Source organism: Streptomyces sp. NPDC005262, assembly GCF_042872425.1.
In the GTDB taxonomy this organism is placed as follows: Bacteria; Actinomycetota; Actinomycetes; order Streptomycetales; family Streptomycetaceae; genus Streptomyces.
In genome coordinates this window covers 419,874-434,430 of record NZ_JBIAKK010000003.1, presented here as the reverse complement: position 1 = coordinate 434,430, position 14,557 = coordinate 419,874, and the positions used below count along the sequence as shown (strand labels likewise).

Here is a 14,557-nt window from a genome sequence, read left to right as displayed (position 1 = left end):
TCTCGGCCGGACCGTAGGCGTGGAACCAGGGGAATTACCTGATGATTCGTCAGGCCGACCTGAGGGCGGTCGCCAGGTACGGCGCGGTCCGACTGTCCGTCGCCCCGGCCACCTCCGTGGGCGTCCCCACTGCGACGATCCGGCCGCCCCGGTCCCCGCCGCCGGGACCGAGGTCGATCACCCAGTCGGCGCCCGCGACGACCGCCATGTCGTGCTCCACGACCACCACCGTGCTGCCCCCGTCGACCAGCCCGTGCAACTGCCGCATCAGCACCTCGACATCGGCCGGATGCAGACCCGTGGTCGGCTCGTCCAGCACATACAGGGTGTGACCGCGGCGGGTGCGCTGCAGCTCGGTGGCCAGCTTGATCCGCTGCGCCTCACCACCGGACAGCTCCGTCGCCGGCTGCCCCAGCCGCAGATAGCCGAGCCCGACATCGAGCAGCGTCCGCAGACTGCGCTCCGCGGCGGGCGTCCCCGCGAAGAAGTCGGCCGCCGACTCCACCGTCAGGTCCAGCACCTGCGCGATGTTCAGCCCGCGCAGAGTCACCTCCAGCGTCTGCTGGTTGTACCGCGCACCGTGACAGTCCGGACAAGGCGCATACGTACTCGGCAGGAAGAGCAGCTCGACGGAGACGAATCCCTCGCCCTGGCAGGTCTCGCACCGCCCGCCCGCCACATTGAACGAGAACCGCCCCGCCCGGTAGCCGCGCTCGCGCGCCATGTCGGTCGCCGTGAACAGCTTCCGTACGACATCGAAGAGCCCGGTGTACGTGGCCAGGTTGGAGCGCGGCGTACGGCCGATCGGCCGCTGGTCGACCTGGACGAGACGGTCCACCGCCTCCAGCCCGAGCGCCGATGCGCATCCAGGCAGGGGCCGCTCGGCGGGGAGATCGGCGGCGATCGACGCCTGCCGGTCGGCGAGGGCCCCCGCGAGCACCTGGCCGACCAGGGTCGATTTGCCCGAGCCGGAGACACCGGTGACCGCCGTGAACACCCCGAGTGGGAACTCGGCGTCGACTCCGCGCACATTGTGCCGGTCGACACCGATCAGTCTCACCCACCCGGAGGGCTTACGCGGCTCCCGCACCGGCACCGGACCCCGGTCGAAGAGGAACCGTCGCGTCGCCGACTCCAGCACGTCCGCGAGCCCGGCCGGGGGCCCGCTGTGCAGCACCCTGCCCCCGTGTTCGCCGGCCAGTGGCCCCACATCGACCAGCCAGTCCGCCTGCCGCACCACATCCATCTGGTGCTCCACGACGAAGACCGAGTTCCCGGCCTCCTTCAGCCGTCCGAGAACCGCGAGCAGTGACTCGGTGTCCGCCGGGTGCAGGCCGGCCGACGGCTCGTCCAGCACATAGACGACCCCGAACAGTCCCGACCGCAGCTGGGTGGCGAGCCGCAGCCGCTGCAGCTCGCCGGAGGACAGCGTCGGAGCCGTACGGTCGAGGCCGAGATAGCCGAGACCGAGTTCGGTCACCGTCTCGATCCGCGCCAGCAGATCCGCCGTCAGCACCCGCGCGGTGTCGTCGCCGCCCGCGGCCGACAGCACTTCGGCGAGATCCGCGAGGGGAAGTGCGGCCAGCTCGGCGATCGTACGGCCCGCGAAGGTGACGGCCATCGCCTCCGGGCGCAGCCGGCTGCCGCCGCAGACCGGGCAGGGGGCGCTGGTCAGGAAGCGCTCGGCCTTGGCCCGCAACGTGCGGCTCTTGGAGTCGGCGAAGGTGTGCATCACATAGCGCCGCGCACTCATGTACCTGCCCTGGTAGGGGCGCTGGATCCGGCCCGCGTCACGCACCGGATGGACCGTCACCACCGGTTGCTCGTCGGTGAAGAGGATCCATTCCCGGTCGTTCGCGTCCAGCTCGCGCCACGGCCGGCCGATGTCGTACCCCAGGGTGTCCAGCACATCGCGCAGGTTCTTGCCCTGCCAGGCGCCCGGCCAGGCCGCGATCGCACCGTCGCGGATCGACAGCGACGGGTCGGGGACGAGCAGCTCCTCCGTGGTGCGGTGGATCAGGCCCAGCCCGTGGCACGCGGGGCAGGCCCCGGCGGCGGTGTTCGGCGAGAAGGCGTCGGAGTCCAGCCGCTCGGCGCCGGCAGGATACTCCCCGGCACGTGAGAACAGCATCCGCAGCGAGTTGGACAGCGTGGTGACCGTGCCCACGGAGGACCGGGCGCCTGGCGCGGACCGGCGCTGCTCCAGGGAGACCGCGGGCGGCAGCCCGGTGATCTCGCCGACCTCGGGCGCGCCGACCTGGTGGATCAGCCGGCGGGCGTACGGGGCGACGGACTCGAAGTAGCGGCGCTGAGCCTCGGCATAGATCGTCCCGAAGGCGAGCGAGGACTTCCCCGAGCCGGAGACGCCCGTGAAGACGGTGAGGGTGTCGCGCGGGATGTCGACCTGGACGTCCCGCAGATTGTTCTCGCGGGCGCCGCGCACCCGAACGTACCGATCGTGGGGGGTGGGCATGCGCGGCGGGACTCCGTACGGATCGGGACAGGGCTGGCACCTGAGGGCAAACAGCACGATCCTAGGCGTCGATGGTGGCCGGGCCCGAGAGGAGGCCTGCCGCAAGCCGTGCCGAGCGGCCAGGGAGCCCGGAGGTGTGGACGCGTTGATCGCCGCCCAGGACACTGGAGGCGTGATGGACGACGCCCGGCCGCTGGCCGTATTCGACCTGGACGGCACGCTCGCGGACAGCGGCCACCGGCAGCACTTCCTGGAGGGAGCCCGGCGTGACTGGGGTGGCTTCTTCGCCGCAGCCGTCGACGATCCGCCGCTCGACGAGGGCGTGCGGCTGGTGCTGAGCAGCGCCGAGGAGTGCGAGATCAGATATCTCACCGGACGGCCCGAGCGCTGCCGCCGCGACACCGTGGCCTGGCTGGAGGAACAGGGCCTGCCCGAGGGGCGGGTGTACATGCGCCGCAACGACGACCGCCGGCCGGCCCGCCACACCAAGCTGGAGATCCTGAAGCGGCTGGGCCGGGAACGTGACGTGCGGATGCTGGTCGATGACGACGAGCTGGTCTGTGACGCGGCCGAGCAGGCCGGGTTCGCCGTGGTGCGGGCCCGCTGGGCGGTGACCTCGCCTTCGATGCGGGACGCGCAGGAGCGCGAAGGGCGTACCTGACGCCGTCGAGCCGACTCGGCGGTCACGTCGCGCCGGCTCGGCTGTGCGCGTCGCGTCGGCTGGGCTGTGCGCGTCGCGCCGGCTCAGCTGGGCTCGTCGAGCCGGAAGCCCACCTTCAGGCCTACCTGGTAGTGCTCGATCCGGCCGTCCACGATCTGCCCGCGCACCTGGGTGATCTCGAACCAGTCGAGATTGTGCAACGTCTCCGAAGCCCTTGCGACGCCCCTGCGGATGGCGTCATCGACGCCTTCGTGGGAGGTTCCTACGATTTCGGTGACCCGATAGGTGTGGCTTGACATCGTGTGTCTCCTTTCGTCCTTACCACGGTGCCCCATCCGGCCCTGGTGCGCGAGGGGTCGGGGTGGAGAACGTGTCGTGAACTGGCCTTGACCAAATTGAATGGTCCATACCAAAATCCAGCCACACCCGTGCGAGCACCGCCCGCAGTCCCCCCACATCGGGTCCTGTACCAGTCGTGCTGTTTCGCAGAAGGTGACCCCTGTGAAGAACCGTGTACTCATCGGCGCCGTCGCGCTCGTGTCCACCGTTGTACTGGGTGGCTGCGGCTATCTCCCCGGCTCGGGTGGGTCCGGCGACAAGAAGGTCACGATCTGGCTGATGAAGGACAGTGTTTCCGCCGATTTCCTGGACCGCTTCACGAAGTCGTACGAGGACGAAAACCCCTCCATCGAACTGGAGTTCAAGATTCAGAGCTGGAGTGGAATCGGCCCCAAGGTCACCGAGGCCCTCAAGGGCGAGGACACCCCGGACGTCATCGAAGTCGGAAACACCCAGATCGCCCAGTACGCGGAGAGCGGCGGTCTGCGCGACCTCACTCTCGAATCGATGCGTGACCTCGGCAGCGACGACTGGCTGCCCGGCCTCGCCGAGCCGGGCAGCATCGAGGGCATTCAGTACGGCATCCCCTGGTACGCGGCCAACCGCGTGGTGATCTACAACAAGGACCTCTTCGAGCAGGCAGGCATCAAGAACCCGCCGAAGACCCGGCAGGAGTGGGTCGAGAACAGCCGGATGCTCAATCGGGAGGGCAACCAGGGCATGTATCTCGCGGGCCAGAACTGGTATGTACTCGCCGGGTTCATCTGGGACGAGGGGGGTGACCTGGCCAACGACAACGGCGGCGAATGGGAAGGCGCTCTGGACACTCCCGCCGCACTCAAGGGCATGGCCTTCTACAAGGAACTCCAGTCGTACGGCAACGGCCCCAAGGACGCCGACGAGGAAAAGCCCCCGCAGACCGACGTGTTCGCCAAGGGCGATGTCGCGCAGATCATCTCCGTGCCGGGCAGCGCAAAGCTCATCGAGCAGAAGAACCCCGAACTCAAGGGGAAACTCGGATACTTCCCGATACCCGGCAAGACCGCGATGAACCCCGGCTCCGTATTCACCGGCGGTTCCGATCTCATCGTTCCGGAGAAGGCGTCCGAGCGCAGCGCCGGTATAGACGTGGTCAAGGCGCTCGCGGGCGAGAAGTGGCAGGAGGACCTCGCCAGGACGATGAGTTACGTACCGAACAAGCCGACCCTCGCCCGTGTCATCGAGGGCGAGGAGGGCACCGCCGCCATGGCCGCGGGCGCCAGGCGTGGGCGTGCCACTCCCAGCTCGCCCCAGTGGGCGGCGGTCGAGGCCGAAAACCCGATCAAGCCGTACATGACAGCTGTCCTGCAGGGCCGCGACCCGCTGGAAGAGGCCAGATCCGCTTCGGAACGGATCACCGCCGAGCTCGCGGGCAGCTGAGGGGCACCTTCGATCGGTGAACGGCAGGGGCCCGGTCAGCCGTCCGACACCTCGGGATTCAGCCGTCGCACATCCAGGCTCTCCGCAGTGGTCATGTCGAATCCAGCCGGTCACGGAAGAAGTAAGGGGCCGGGCCGTCGCAGCAGTGCGGCAGCCCGGCAGCCGCCCTTGCCGATCCGTCCCCGGAGACCGTCATGAACGCGCTGCCCACCCCACCACTCGTCGCCGGACCGCTCACTGCCACCCCTCCCGTACCGCAGCAGCCCACTCCGGTGCAGTCCACACCGGCGCCGTCCGAGGCCCCGGCCCCGCCGCTCTACCGGGTCTCCCTCGCCGTCAGCCAGGAAGACGTGCGCGCCGCACAACGGCTGCGTCACCAGGTCTTCGCCGGTGAACTCGGCGCCCGGCTCGACGGCCCCGAACCCGGCCTGGACAGCGACGCCTTCGACGCGTACTGCGACCACCTGCTGGTACGGGAGGTGGCGAGCGGAGACGTCATCGCCACGTACCGGCTCCTGCCGCCCGAGCGGGCCCGGATCGCCGGCCGTCTCTACGCGGAGAGCGAATTCGATCTCGGCCGGCTCGGCCCGATCCGCGACGACCTGATCGAGGTCGGCCGCTCCTGCGTCCACCCGGCCCACCGGGACGGCGCCGTCATCGCCCTCATCTGGGCGGGCCTCGCCCGCTACATGGAGCGCAGCGGGCACAACTGGCTGGCCGGCTGCTGCTCGATCTCCCTGGCCGACGGCGGCGTGCTGGCCGCAGACTCATGGGACACCGTGAGGACGAAGTACCTGGCACCCGAGGAGTACTGGGTCACCCCGCACCGCCTCTGGCAGCCCACTGCCGCCACCCGCCCCACCGGAGTGGGTGCCGCCGGTGGGACCGCTGCGCGCCCGGGGCTCGCCGCCCTCCCGCCGCTGCTCCGCGGCTACCTGCGGCTCGGCGCCTGGGTCTGCGGTGCGCCCGCGCACGACCCGGACTTCAACGTCGCCGACCTCTACGTACTGCTGTCGCTGCGCCGCACCGACCCGCGCTATCTGCGCCACTTCCTGTCACTCGCTCCGCTGACATGAGCGTCTGGCTGCCCACGGCACCCTGCACCCCGCACACCTGCGCCGGTCACACCGGCCCCGTGCGCGGCCGGCTCCTGGCCTCGGCCCTGCTGGTCGCGGGATGCACCTTCGTCCTCGTCGGCGTGGTGTGCTTCCCGGCCGTGCTGCTGCTTGGCCAGGTACCGCGGGACCGGTTGATCCGGTGGTGGGCGTACGGGGTGGTCCGTGCGTTCGGCGTACGGGTCCGGGTGACCGGCGGGCCCCAGCCGCCGCCGGCCGGGGAGGCGCGCGCCGGCGCACTCGTCGTCGCGAACCACATCTCGTGGCTGGACATACCGCTCGTCGCCGCCGTGCTCCCCGGCCGGATGCTCGCCAAGAGCGAGATCCGGCGCTGGCCGGTGCTCGGCGCGCTCGCCGCCATCGGCGGCACGCTGTTCGTCGATCGCGACCGGTTGCGGGCGCTGCCCACGACCGTGCGCGACATCGCGGGGGCGCTGCGCGGCGGGTCACGGGTGGTGGTCTTCCCCGAAGGCAGCACCTGGTGCGGGCGCGGAACCGGCGGCAGGTTCCGGCCCGCCGCGTTCCAGGCCGCGCTCGACGCACACGTCGACGTCCGCCCGGTACGCATCACCTACCGCACCGCGCGGCCGGACGGGCCGGCAGCCGGCGCCGCCGCCTTCGTCGGGGACGATCCGCTCACCACCTCACTGTGGCGCGTGGTCACGGCGGCCGGACTGACCGCAGAGATCCGCGTCCTGCCGCCGATCCCCGCGGGCACGCTGCCCGGCCGCCGTGCGCTCGCCCGTGCCGCTCAGACCGCCGTGGCCAGCGACAGTGCGAAGCGGCCCGCGGAATCCGTCCACCACTGACTCAGCGTCAGCCCCGCCGTGGCGAGCTCGCCCCGGATCCCCTCCTTGCGGAACTTCGCCGACACCTCCGTGCGCAGGCCCTCGCCGGCCTCGAACGGGACCACCAGATCCAGCCCGGGGATCTTCACCGTCAGCGCTCTGCGGGCCCGCAGACGCATCTCGATCCACTCCTGCCGCCGGTCCCACAGCGCCACATGGTCGAAGTCGGCCGGGTCGAAGTCCGCGCCCAGCTCCCGGTCGACGACGGTCAGTACGTTCTTGTTGAACGCCGCCGTCACTCCGGCCGCATCGTCGTACGCCGCGACCAGCACCTCCTCGTCCTTCACCAGATCCGTGCCGAGCAGCAGCGCGTCGCCCGGCGAGAGCAGCGACCGCACGGACTTCAGGAACACGGCCCGCTCGTCCGGCAGCAGGTTGCCGATCGTGCCGCCCAGGAACACGACAAGTCGCGGTCCCGGCGTGTCGGGCAGCACGAGCTCGCCCGTGAAGTCGGCGATCAGGGCGTGGATCGAGAGGTCCGGCCGTTCGGCGAGCAGCGCCTCGGCCGCGCCTCGCAGCGCACTCTCGCTGACATCCACCGGTACGTAACTGTGCAGTCCGGGCAGGGCGTCGAGCAGGTGCCGGGTCTTCTCCGACGAGCCGGATCCCAGCTCGATCAGGGTCTTCGCGCCGGACGCCGCGGCGATCTCCGGCGCGCGGGCGACCAGGATCTCCCGCTCGGCGCGGGTCGGGTAGTACTCGGGGAGCCGGGTGATCTCCTCGAACAGCTCGCTGCCGTGCGCGTCGTAGAACCACTTGGGCGGCAGCGTCTTCGGGTGCCGGGTCAGACCGTGCAGTACATCGGCGCGCAGCGCCGCGTCCGTCGCGTCCACCGGCAGGGTGCGGGTCAGCAGAAAGGGACTCACTCGGTGGGCTCCTTGAGCGGGGTGAGCAGAACGTCGGCGCGGGTCGCGACCAGCAGAGTGCGGTCCGGGACCTCTCGCCAGTGCGGATCGTCGTCGTAGGGTTCCGAGGCCACGACCGTGCGGTGGCCCGGTTCGGTCAGGTACCACAGGGTGTCGCCCCAGGCCGTCGCCACGATCGTCGTACCGTCGGTGAGCAGCAGGTTCAGCCGCGAGCCGGGCGCCGCCTCCGCGACCTCGCGCACCGTGTCGGCGACCGCCTGGGGCACGTCGTCGCCATCCGCGACCCGGTGTCGTACCAGCGCCCAGATCAGAGCCGAGTCGCAGCGGGCTGCAAGAGCGAGGAGTTCGGCCGGAGGCAGCGTGGCTGCGAGCTGCGCCAGCGATCCGGGCCATCCCTTCACCGCGCCGTTGTGGCTGAACAGCAGCCGCCCCGCGGCGAACGGCGCAGCCGCAGCCTCACCGTCCGCGTCCCTCTCGGTGGCGTCCCGGACGGCGGCGAGCAGCGCCGTGCTGCGTACGACTCTCGCCAGATCGTCGAACGACTGGTCGGCCCAGATGGGTCCCTGACGCCGGTAGCGTCCCGGGACCGGGTCGCCGTCCGCATACCAGCCCACACCGAAGCCGTCCGCGTTGACCGTGCCGTACTTCTGCCGGCGTGGCTCCCAGGACTGGCGGACCAACGCGTGGGGCGGCCGGGTCAGCAGCTCACCGAGCGCCACGGGTGGCCCCAGATAAGCAATATGGCGGCACATCAGATATCCCTCGCGGTACGGAATCCGGAGAAGATCTGGCGCCGCACCGGAAGGTCCCAGTTCCGGAACGTGCCCCGGCAGACCACGGTGTCCACGGCGAACGAGCCGCCGCGCAGCACCTTGTGGGCGGGCCCGAAGAAGACCTCCGAGTACTCGCGGTAGGGGAATGCCGAGAAGCCCGGATAGGGGAGGAAGTCGCTCGACGTCCACTCCCAGACATCGCCGATCAACTGCCCTGCTCCGAAAGGTGACCGACCTGCCGCGTACGCCCCGGCAGGTGCGGGCCGCAGATGGCGCTGGCCCAGGTTGGCCCGCTCGGGGGACGGGTCCTCGTCGCCCCACGGATAGCGCCGTGAACGCTCCGAAGCCGGGTCGTGGCGCGCCGCCTTCTCCCACTCGGCCTCGGTGGGCAGCCTGCGGCCCGACCAGCGGGCGTACGCGTCCGCCTCGTACCAGCTGACATGGAGCACCGGCTCGTCGGCGGGCACCGGCTCGGTCACCCCGAAACGGCGGTGCAGCCACTGGCCTCCGTCCCGGTGCCAGAACTGCGGGGCGGTCAGCCGGTGCTCATGGATCATCGCCCAGCCCTCAGGGGCCCACCACCGCTGATCGGTGTAGCCGCCGTCCTCGATGAAGCGCTCGTACGCGCCGCAGGTGACCGGCGCCGTGTCGATGAAGAACCCCGGCACCTCACGCACATGGGCGGGGCGCTCGTTGTCGAGTGCCCACGGCTCGGTCGACGTACCCATGGTGAACGGGCCGCCGGGAACCATGACTTCGGCGGGCAGTGAGGCCGCGTCGGTGGGCCGCGGCGGCTCCGGTGCGGTGAGTACGGCCGGACCGGATCGCAGCTGATGGGTGATGAGCATCGTCTCGTCGTGCTGCTGCTCGTGCTGGGCGATCATCCCGAAGGCGAAGCCGGCCTCCACGAGTGGGCGGTCACCGACCAGTGCGGTGCTCTCCAGGACGTCCAGGGCCCTGCCGCGCACCTCCGCGGCATACGAGCGTGCCTCGGCGGGCGGGAGCAGCGGAAGAGAGGGGCGGCTGGCCCGCGGATGCTCGAAGGCGTCGTAAAGACCGTCGATCTCGGGGCGCATCGCCTCCCGCCCGGCGACGCCGCGCAGCAGCCACAACTCTTCCTGATTGCCGATGTGCGCGAGGTCCCAGACCAGGGGCGACATCAACGGCGAGTGCTGGGCCGTCAGTTCACGGTCGTCGACGCTGTCGGTGAGGAGCGTGGTGCGTTCCCGGGCGGTCAGGAGCGCGGCGAGAGCGCGCTGCCGCAGCACCTCCGCATCGAGGTCGGGCGTCGGGGTTGCGGGGGATTCAGTCATGAGCGGGCTTTCCTTCCCTCATCCGGACGGAGCGCCGTGGGCGCCGCATGCACCGAGGGCATCGTGAGTAGTTCGGGCAGATCGTCGGCCGGACATCGGCCCCGGGCGACGAAACGGTCGTGGAAGACCGCCACCGCCTGCTGAACGGCATCGGACGCACCCAGCCGGGGCAGAGCCTCCAGTGCCACTTCGAAGCAGGTCGCTGCCGTCACCCGCAGTTCCGGGTCGGCCAGGCCGTCACGGGCGGCGCCGACCCAGAGCGGATTGCGCGGAGCGGACCGCGCGCCTGCTGTCTCAGCCAGAGGTTTGACAGTGCGGTACACGGTCTCGGCAGCCTCCGGGTCGTCGAACAGGGCGGTGGTGACGGCGAGCGGCACAAGCCATCCGTCGTCACCGAACTGTGCGTCGATCATGCGCAGTTCGAGATGTCCGCGCGGGCGAGCCGGCGGAAACAGAGTGGTCATGTGGTACTCGAGATCGGCGCGCGTCGGCGGCCGCGGCGTACCTGTACGGATCCAGTCCCGGAAGGTGAGACCGACCGGCACGGCCCACGGCACCTCGTCGCTCCGGATGCACATCACCGGGGCGTCGAGCACATGCGTGGTCCAGTCGTCGCGCGGGGCGGAACGGCCCGGCGGTGCCAGGCTCCTCACCGGATCCAGGTCGGCCCACAGCGACTGACGGGTGGACCGCCAACCCGTCGGCCGGCCCTCCCGGTACGGCGAGTTGGCGAACGCCGCCACCAGCACCGCACCCAACAGATGGACCAGCTGCCAGCGCCGCCCGTAGCCGAGCGGCCCCGGCTCCTCCTCGCCGGCGTCCAGACAGACCTGGACCGACGCGGTGGAGCACATCATGGCGCGACCCGCCGGTCCCGACCGGTCGAGCGAGGCCTCCAAGGCGTCGTAGCGGGGCTCGTGCAGCAGACGACGTGGGGGATGCCAGGGATCGACGCCGAGACCGACCGGTACGAGGTCCAGCCGGCCGAGCGCGGCACGTACGGCGGCCAGGTCGGAGGCCATGGCATCGATACAGGCCATCAGGGAGTCCGCCGGCTGCGAGCTGAGCTCCAGCTGTCCGCCGGGTTCGAACGTGAGCGCCGCACTCAGCGGCAGCGCGCCCACGGCGGCGACGGCCGCGTCGATGCGGTCGCGGGCGACCGGGGTACGGGGCCGGTCACGGTCGTGAATGAGCCATTCGAGCTCGACACCGACCGTCCTGGGCGGACCGGTCTTGAAGCAGATGCATCGCAGTAAATCCTCCGCCTCGCCCTCACCGAGAGGGCGGTCGTAATCGGTCGGACCGTGGCCGACGGGTGCGTCCGGTGACATGCCGGGGCCTCCTTTTTCGGTACGTCCGTACCACCCAAACCCTTGCAGGGAGATCGCACAAGGGTGCCTTTGCGCGGCACATAATCCCGTTGCGCAGGGAGCGCAGAAGCGTCGATCATGCCCCGTATGCATCACACGGGGGAGTGCCGATGAGCGCACGGCTGCGCGCCATCGCGACAGAGACCGAGTCCATCGTCGAAGCCGGGCTCTACCGCACGCCCGAGGGGCGTGAGATCAGTATTGAGCGCAGTCTGGCCGCCGCGCTCTCCGGGACCCGGCTGTACGGGCCCGACCCGGTGCCCGTCGCCGCACTCGACACCGACCGCACCGCGGTCATCGAGGTGACCGGCGAGAGCAGCCTGCAGGCGGCGCACCGGATGACCGGCGAAGGCCCCGGCAGGATCGCCGTCCTGAACTACGCCTCCGCCCGTAACCCGGGGGGCGGCTACCTCAACGGCGCGCAGGCCCAGGAAGAGGCCCTGTGCCGCTGCTCCGCGCTGTACGCCACCCTGCTGCGGGCCCCCGACTACTACGCCCACCACCGCGCTGAACGCAGCGCCTTCTACACCGATCGGGTGATCCACTCGCCCGGCGTTCCGGTGTTCCGTGACGACCGGGGACGACTGCTGGACACCCCGTACACCGTCGGCTTCCTCACCTCGCCGGCGCCCAACGCCGGAGTGATCCGCAGCCGGACGCCCGAGGACGCCCACCGGATCCCCGCGGTGCTCGCGTCCCGCGCCGAGCGGGTGCTGGAGGTCGCCGCCGTGCGCGGGTACCGCAGGCTCGTGCTCGGGGCCTGGGGCTGCGGCGTGTTCATGAACGATCCGGCGCAGGTGGCCGGCACGTTCCGGGCGCTGCTCGCCGACGGGGGCCGGTTCGCCGGCCACTTCGAGCAGATCGTCTTCGGCATCCTCGACCGCAGCCGCACGGCGGACACGCGTGACGCGTTCGCCCGGACGTTCGGCCGCGAGCCGCAGACGTGACCGTGACGTTCGGCCGGGGGAGTGGCGGCCGACCACAACGGTCACGTTGAGCCGGAGGAGTGAGCACCTACCGTGACGGCTCACGTCGGACCGGGGCGGTGGATACCGGCCGTGAGGGTGACGTCGAGCAGTAGGGGCGGGCGCCGACCGTAACCGTCAGGTCGAGCTGGAGGGATGGGCGCCGGCCGTGACGGTGTCGAGCCGGAGAGCCGACGTCAGCCGCCACGACCGGTGGGCCGGGCCTCGTCGGTCAGCTCCAGCCGTAGCGCTCCCGCAGCCGCCCGACGACCAGATCGAACCGGTCCCGGTCCAGCGCGCACGCCTCGCGGCGCATCCCGTCCTCATGCACCCGCAGCACTCGGTCCAGATCGACCCAGGACGGCCGGCCCGAGCTGTCCCACGGCCCGGCGCCGAGGGCCACCCACTCGCGCTCCCTGTCGTGCTGCTTGCTGGAGAGCTGCACGGCGAGCAGTGTGCCCGCCGCCTCGCGTGCCACCACGAGCACCGGGCGGTCCTTGCCCCGGCCGTCGTTCTCCTCGAACGGCACCCAGGTCCAGACGATCTCGCCGGGGTCGGGATCGCCGTCACGGTCGGGGGCGTACGAGGTACGGACCTGGCCCACATCGTGCGGGTCGGCCTCGGCGGTGGCGGTCGGACCGGAACGGCCGGGGAAGTCGGCCGAGCCGTCGGTGCTGGTCATGCTGAATGTGCCGACTGAACGGTGAGGGATCGTCATCCGGACACCGTAGAACGTGTACGACGCATTCCATGGAGCCGGGTCCGCCGGACACGCAGCGGACCGGGAAGGACGACGCCGATGCGCTGCGGAGGGCACCGGGCGCGCCGTGCGGCTCGACGGGGCAGCACATGGCCGGTCAGGAGGGTGCGCCGCCCTGCTGGCCACCCGTCACCGGAATGTGCTCCTTGCGCGGCGCGGGCGGGACGGTGGGCGCGACACCGTTGACCGGGGGCGCAGCCTCCGTCCCGCCGTCGCTGCGGCCGTCGCCCTGGCTCATCGTGGACAACAGCTGGCGGGCCAGGCCCAGCCCCGTACCACCCATCGTCAGGGCCTTCGCGAACATCTCCGACATGCCGTCGGCCCCGTTCAGCAACACCATGTGATCGACGCTGCTGAAGGCGCCTGCGCCGGCCTCGACGATCTCCGGCCACCTCTCCGCCAACTGCTGTGCGACCACAGCCTCCTGATTCTCGGCCAGGGCCGCGGCCCGTGCCTTGATCGCCTCCGCCTCGGCCAGACCCTTCGCCCGGGTCGATTCGGCCAGCGCGAGCCCCTTGGCCTGCGCCGCCGCAGCCTCCGCCTCACCGGTCGCCCGGGTCGCCGAAGCGGCGGCGGTGCCACGCGCCTTGGTCGCCTCGGCCTCGGCGATCGCCGCCGTCTTCACCCGGTTGGCCTCGGCGACGGCGGCGAGCTCCGTCTCCTTCGCATGCGCCTCGGCGGCCGAGATCCGGGCGTCGCGCTCGCCCTCCGCCAGCGTGCGCTTCTCGTACGCCTGGGCGTCGGCGGGCTTCCGTACGTCGGCCTGCAGCTGTTGCTCGCGCCGCTGGGCCTCCAGCTCGGCGACCCGGGTCTCCTGGACCACGACCTCCTGTCGGGCCGCCGCGTCGGCGAGCGGACCTGCCTGCCGGGACTTGGCCGCGGCCTTGTCCCGCTCGGCCTGGTAGCCGGCCTGCAGGATCTCGCTGTCGCGGGTCGCCTCCGACATCCGGGCGGCGGCCTGCTGCTCGGCTTCGGTCGCCCGCCGGTTGGCCTCGGCCTGCGCGATCCGGGCATCCCGCTGTACGGCGGCGGCATGCGGCATGGCGAGATTCTTGATGTACCCGGTCGGGTCCTCGATCTCATGGATCTGCAGCGAATCGACGATCAGCCCGAGCTTCTCCATCTCGCTGCCGCACGCCGCCCGGGTCTGACCGGTGAGCTTCTCCCGGTCCCGGATCATGTCCTCGACCGTCAACCCGCCGACGATGGAACGGAGATGACCGGCGAACACGTTGTGCACCCGCTCCGACATCATCTTCTGCTGGTCGAGGAAGCGGCGGGCCGCATTGGCGATCGACACGAAGTCGTCGCCCACCTTGAAGATGACAACACCGCGCACCCGCAGAGGAATCCCCTGATGCGTGACGCAATCGACTGACAGTTCCGTCTCGTTGAGATCGAGAGACATCTTCCGCACCGCTTGCACACCGGGCAGGACGAGCGTGCCGTGCCCGGTGACGATACGGAACCCCATGCCCTGGCCAAGACCTTCGGTCTTGTGCTTCGAGCCCGATATGACCAGTGCTTCGTTCGGCTCGGCCACTCGCCACATCAGCTTGAACAGGCCGATCAACACAATGATGGCGGCGAGAACCAGCCCCGCCGTGACGCCGATGACCATCGGCATGCGCCCCCTTATCGCAGTGCCCCGTCGG

General features: G+C 70.8%; 13 protein-coding genes. 5 read left to right on the top strand and 8 right to left on the bottom strand.

The genetic code is table 11. From position 1 onward, the window contains the following. Positions 1 to 49: 49 nt before the first annotated feature. Complete coding sequence (uvrA, locus tag ACFYP5_RS11900) at positions 50 to 2,473, bottom strand: excinuclease ABC subunit UvrA (RefSeq protein WP_389033859.1); 2,424 nt, start codon at positions 2,471 to 2,473, stop codon at positions 50 to 52. Between the two features lie 172 nt (positions 2,474 to 2,645). Here uvrA and ACFYP5_RS11895 point away from each other — a divergent pair, with 172 nt between their 5' ends. Continuing rightward, positions 2,646 to 3,134 carry a hypothetical protein gene (locus ACFYP5_RS11895; protein WP_389034465.1) on the top strand — a complete coding sequence of 163 codons (489 nt, stop codon included), beginning with the start codon at positions 2,646 to 2,648 and terminating at the stop codon, positions 3,132 to 3,134. Positions 3,135 to 3,217: 83 nt separating this feature from the next. On the opposite strand, the gene ACFYP5_RS11890 is transcribed toward ACFYP5_RS11895, so the two are convergent. Continuing rightward, positions 3,218 to 3,433 carry a dodecin gene (locus ACFYP5_RS11890; RefSeq protein WP_388738581.1) on the bottom strand — a complete coding sequence of 72 codons (216 nt, stop codon included), beginning with the start codon at positions 3,431 to 3,433 and terminating at the stop codon, positions 3,218 to 3,220. A gap of 202 nt (positions 3,434 to 3,635) precedes the next feature. Between ACFYP5_RS11890 and ACFYP5_RS11885 the strand changes: the two genes are divergently transcribed. From ACFYP5_RS11885 to ACFYP5_RS11875, 3 genes are all read left to right on the top strand, one after another. Then, complete coding sequence (locus ACFYP5_RS11885) at positions 3,636 to 4,892, top strand: extracellular solute-binding protein (RefSeq protein WP_389033856.1); 1,257 nt, start codon at positions 3,636 to 3,638, stop codon at positions 4,890 to 4,892. A 194-nt stretch (positions 4,893 to 5,086) separates the two neighbouring features. Next, positions 5,087 to 5,968, top strand: a complete 882-nt coding sequence (locus ACFYP5_RS11880) for a GNAT family N-acetyltransferase (RefSeq protein ID WP_389033854.1) — start codon at positions 5,087 to 5,089, stop codon at positions 5,966 to 5,968. Further along, positions 5,965 to 6,816 carry a lysophospholipid acyltransferase family protein gene (locus tag ACFYP5_RS11875; RefSeq protein ID WP_389033852.1) on the top strand — a complete coding sequence of 284 codons (852 nt, stop codon included), beginning with the start codon at positions 5,965 to 5,967 and terminating at the stop codon, positions 6,814 to 6,816. The genes ACFYP5_RS11880 and ACFYP5_RS11875 overlap by 4 nt, the downstream gene beginning before the upstream one ends. Here the strand turns inward: ACFYP5_RS11875 and egtD are convergent. Genes egtD through egtA form a run of 4 tightly spaced genes read right to left on the bottom strand, consistent with a single transcriptional unit; the run spans position 6,759 to position 11,138 of the window. After that, positions 6,759 to 7,721 carry an L-histidine N(alpha)-methyltransferase gene (gene egtD, locus ACFYP5_RS11870; RefSeq protein ID WP_389033849.1) on the bottom strand — a complete coding sequence of 321 codons (963 nt, stop codon included), beginning with the start codon at positions 7,719 to 7,721 and terminating at the stop codon, positions 6,759 to 6,761. The genes ACFYP5_RS11875 and egtD overlap by 58 nt on opposite strands. Next, positions 7,718 to 8,473, bottom strand: a complete 756-nt coding sequence (gene egtC / locus ACFYP5_RS11865) for an ergothioneine biosynthesis protein EgtC (protein WP_389033846.1) — start codon at positions 8,471 to 8,473, stop codon at positions 7,718 to 7,720. Before egtC ends, egtD begins: the two co-directional genes overlap by 4 nt. Continuing rightward, on the bottom strand, positions 8,473 to 9,807 hold the full coding sequence (gene egtB / locus ACFYP5_RS11860) for an ergothioneine biosynthesis protein EgtB (RefSeq protein WP_389033843.1): 1,335 nt from the start codon (positions 9,805 to 9,807) through the stop codon (positions 8,473 to 8,475). Before egtB ends, egtC begins: the two co-directional genes overlap by 1 nt. Continuing rightward, complete coding sequence (egtA, locus tag ACFYP5_RS11855) at positions 9,804 to 11,138, bottom strand: ergothioneine biosynthesis glutamate--cysteine ligase EgtA (protein ID WP_389033840.1); 1,335 nt, start codon at positions 11,136 to 11,138, stop codon at positions 9,804 to 9,806. The genes egtB and egtA overlap by 4 nt, the downstream gene beginning before the upstream one ends. 149 nt (positions 11,139 to 11,287) lie before the next feature. Between egtA and ACFYP5_RS11850 the strand changes: the two genes are divergently transcribed. Further along, entirely contained in the window at positions 11,288 to 12,124 is an 837-nt protein-coding gene (locus tag ACFYP5_RS11850) for a TIGR02452 family protein (protein WP_389033838.1), read from the top strand. A gap of 250 nt (positions 12,125 to 12,374) precedes the next feature. Here the strand turns inward: ACFYP5_RS11850 and ACFYP5_RS11845 are convergent, their stop codons facing one another. Both ACFYP5_RS11845 and ACFYP5_RS11840 read right to left on the bottom strand, forming a co-directional pair. After that, the gene (locus tag ACFYP5_RS11845) at positions 12,375 to 12,860 is read right to left on the bottom strand and encodes a type II toxin-antitoxin system PemK/MazF family toxin (protein ID WP_389033836.1); all 486 of its coding nucleotides are present in this window, start codon (positions 12,858 to 12,860) and stop codon (positions 12,375 to 12,377) included. A gap of 139 nt (positions 12,861 to 12,999) precedes the next feature. Further along, on the bottom strand, positions 13,000 to 14,529 hold the full coding sequence (locus ACFYP5_RS11840; RefSeq protein WP_389033834.1) for a flotillin family protein: 1,530 nt from the start codon (positions 14,527 to 14,529) through the stop codon (positions 13,000 to 13,002). Positions 14,530 to 14,557 lie beyond the last annotated feature (28 nt).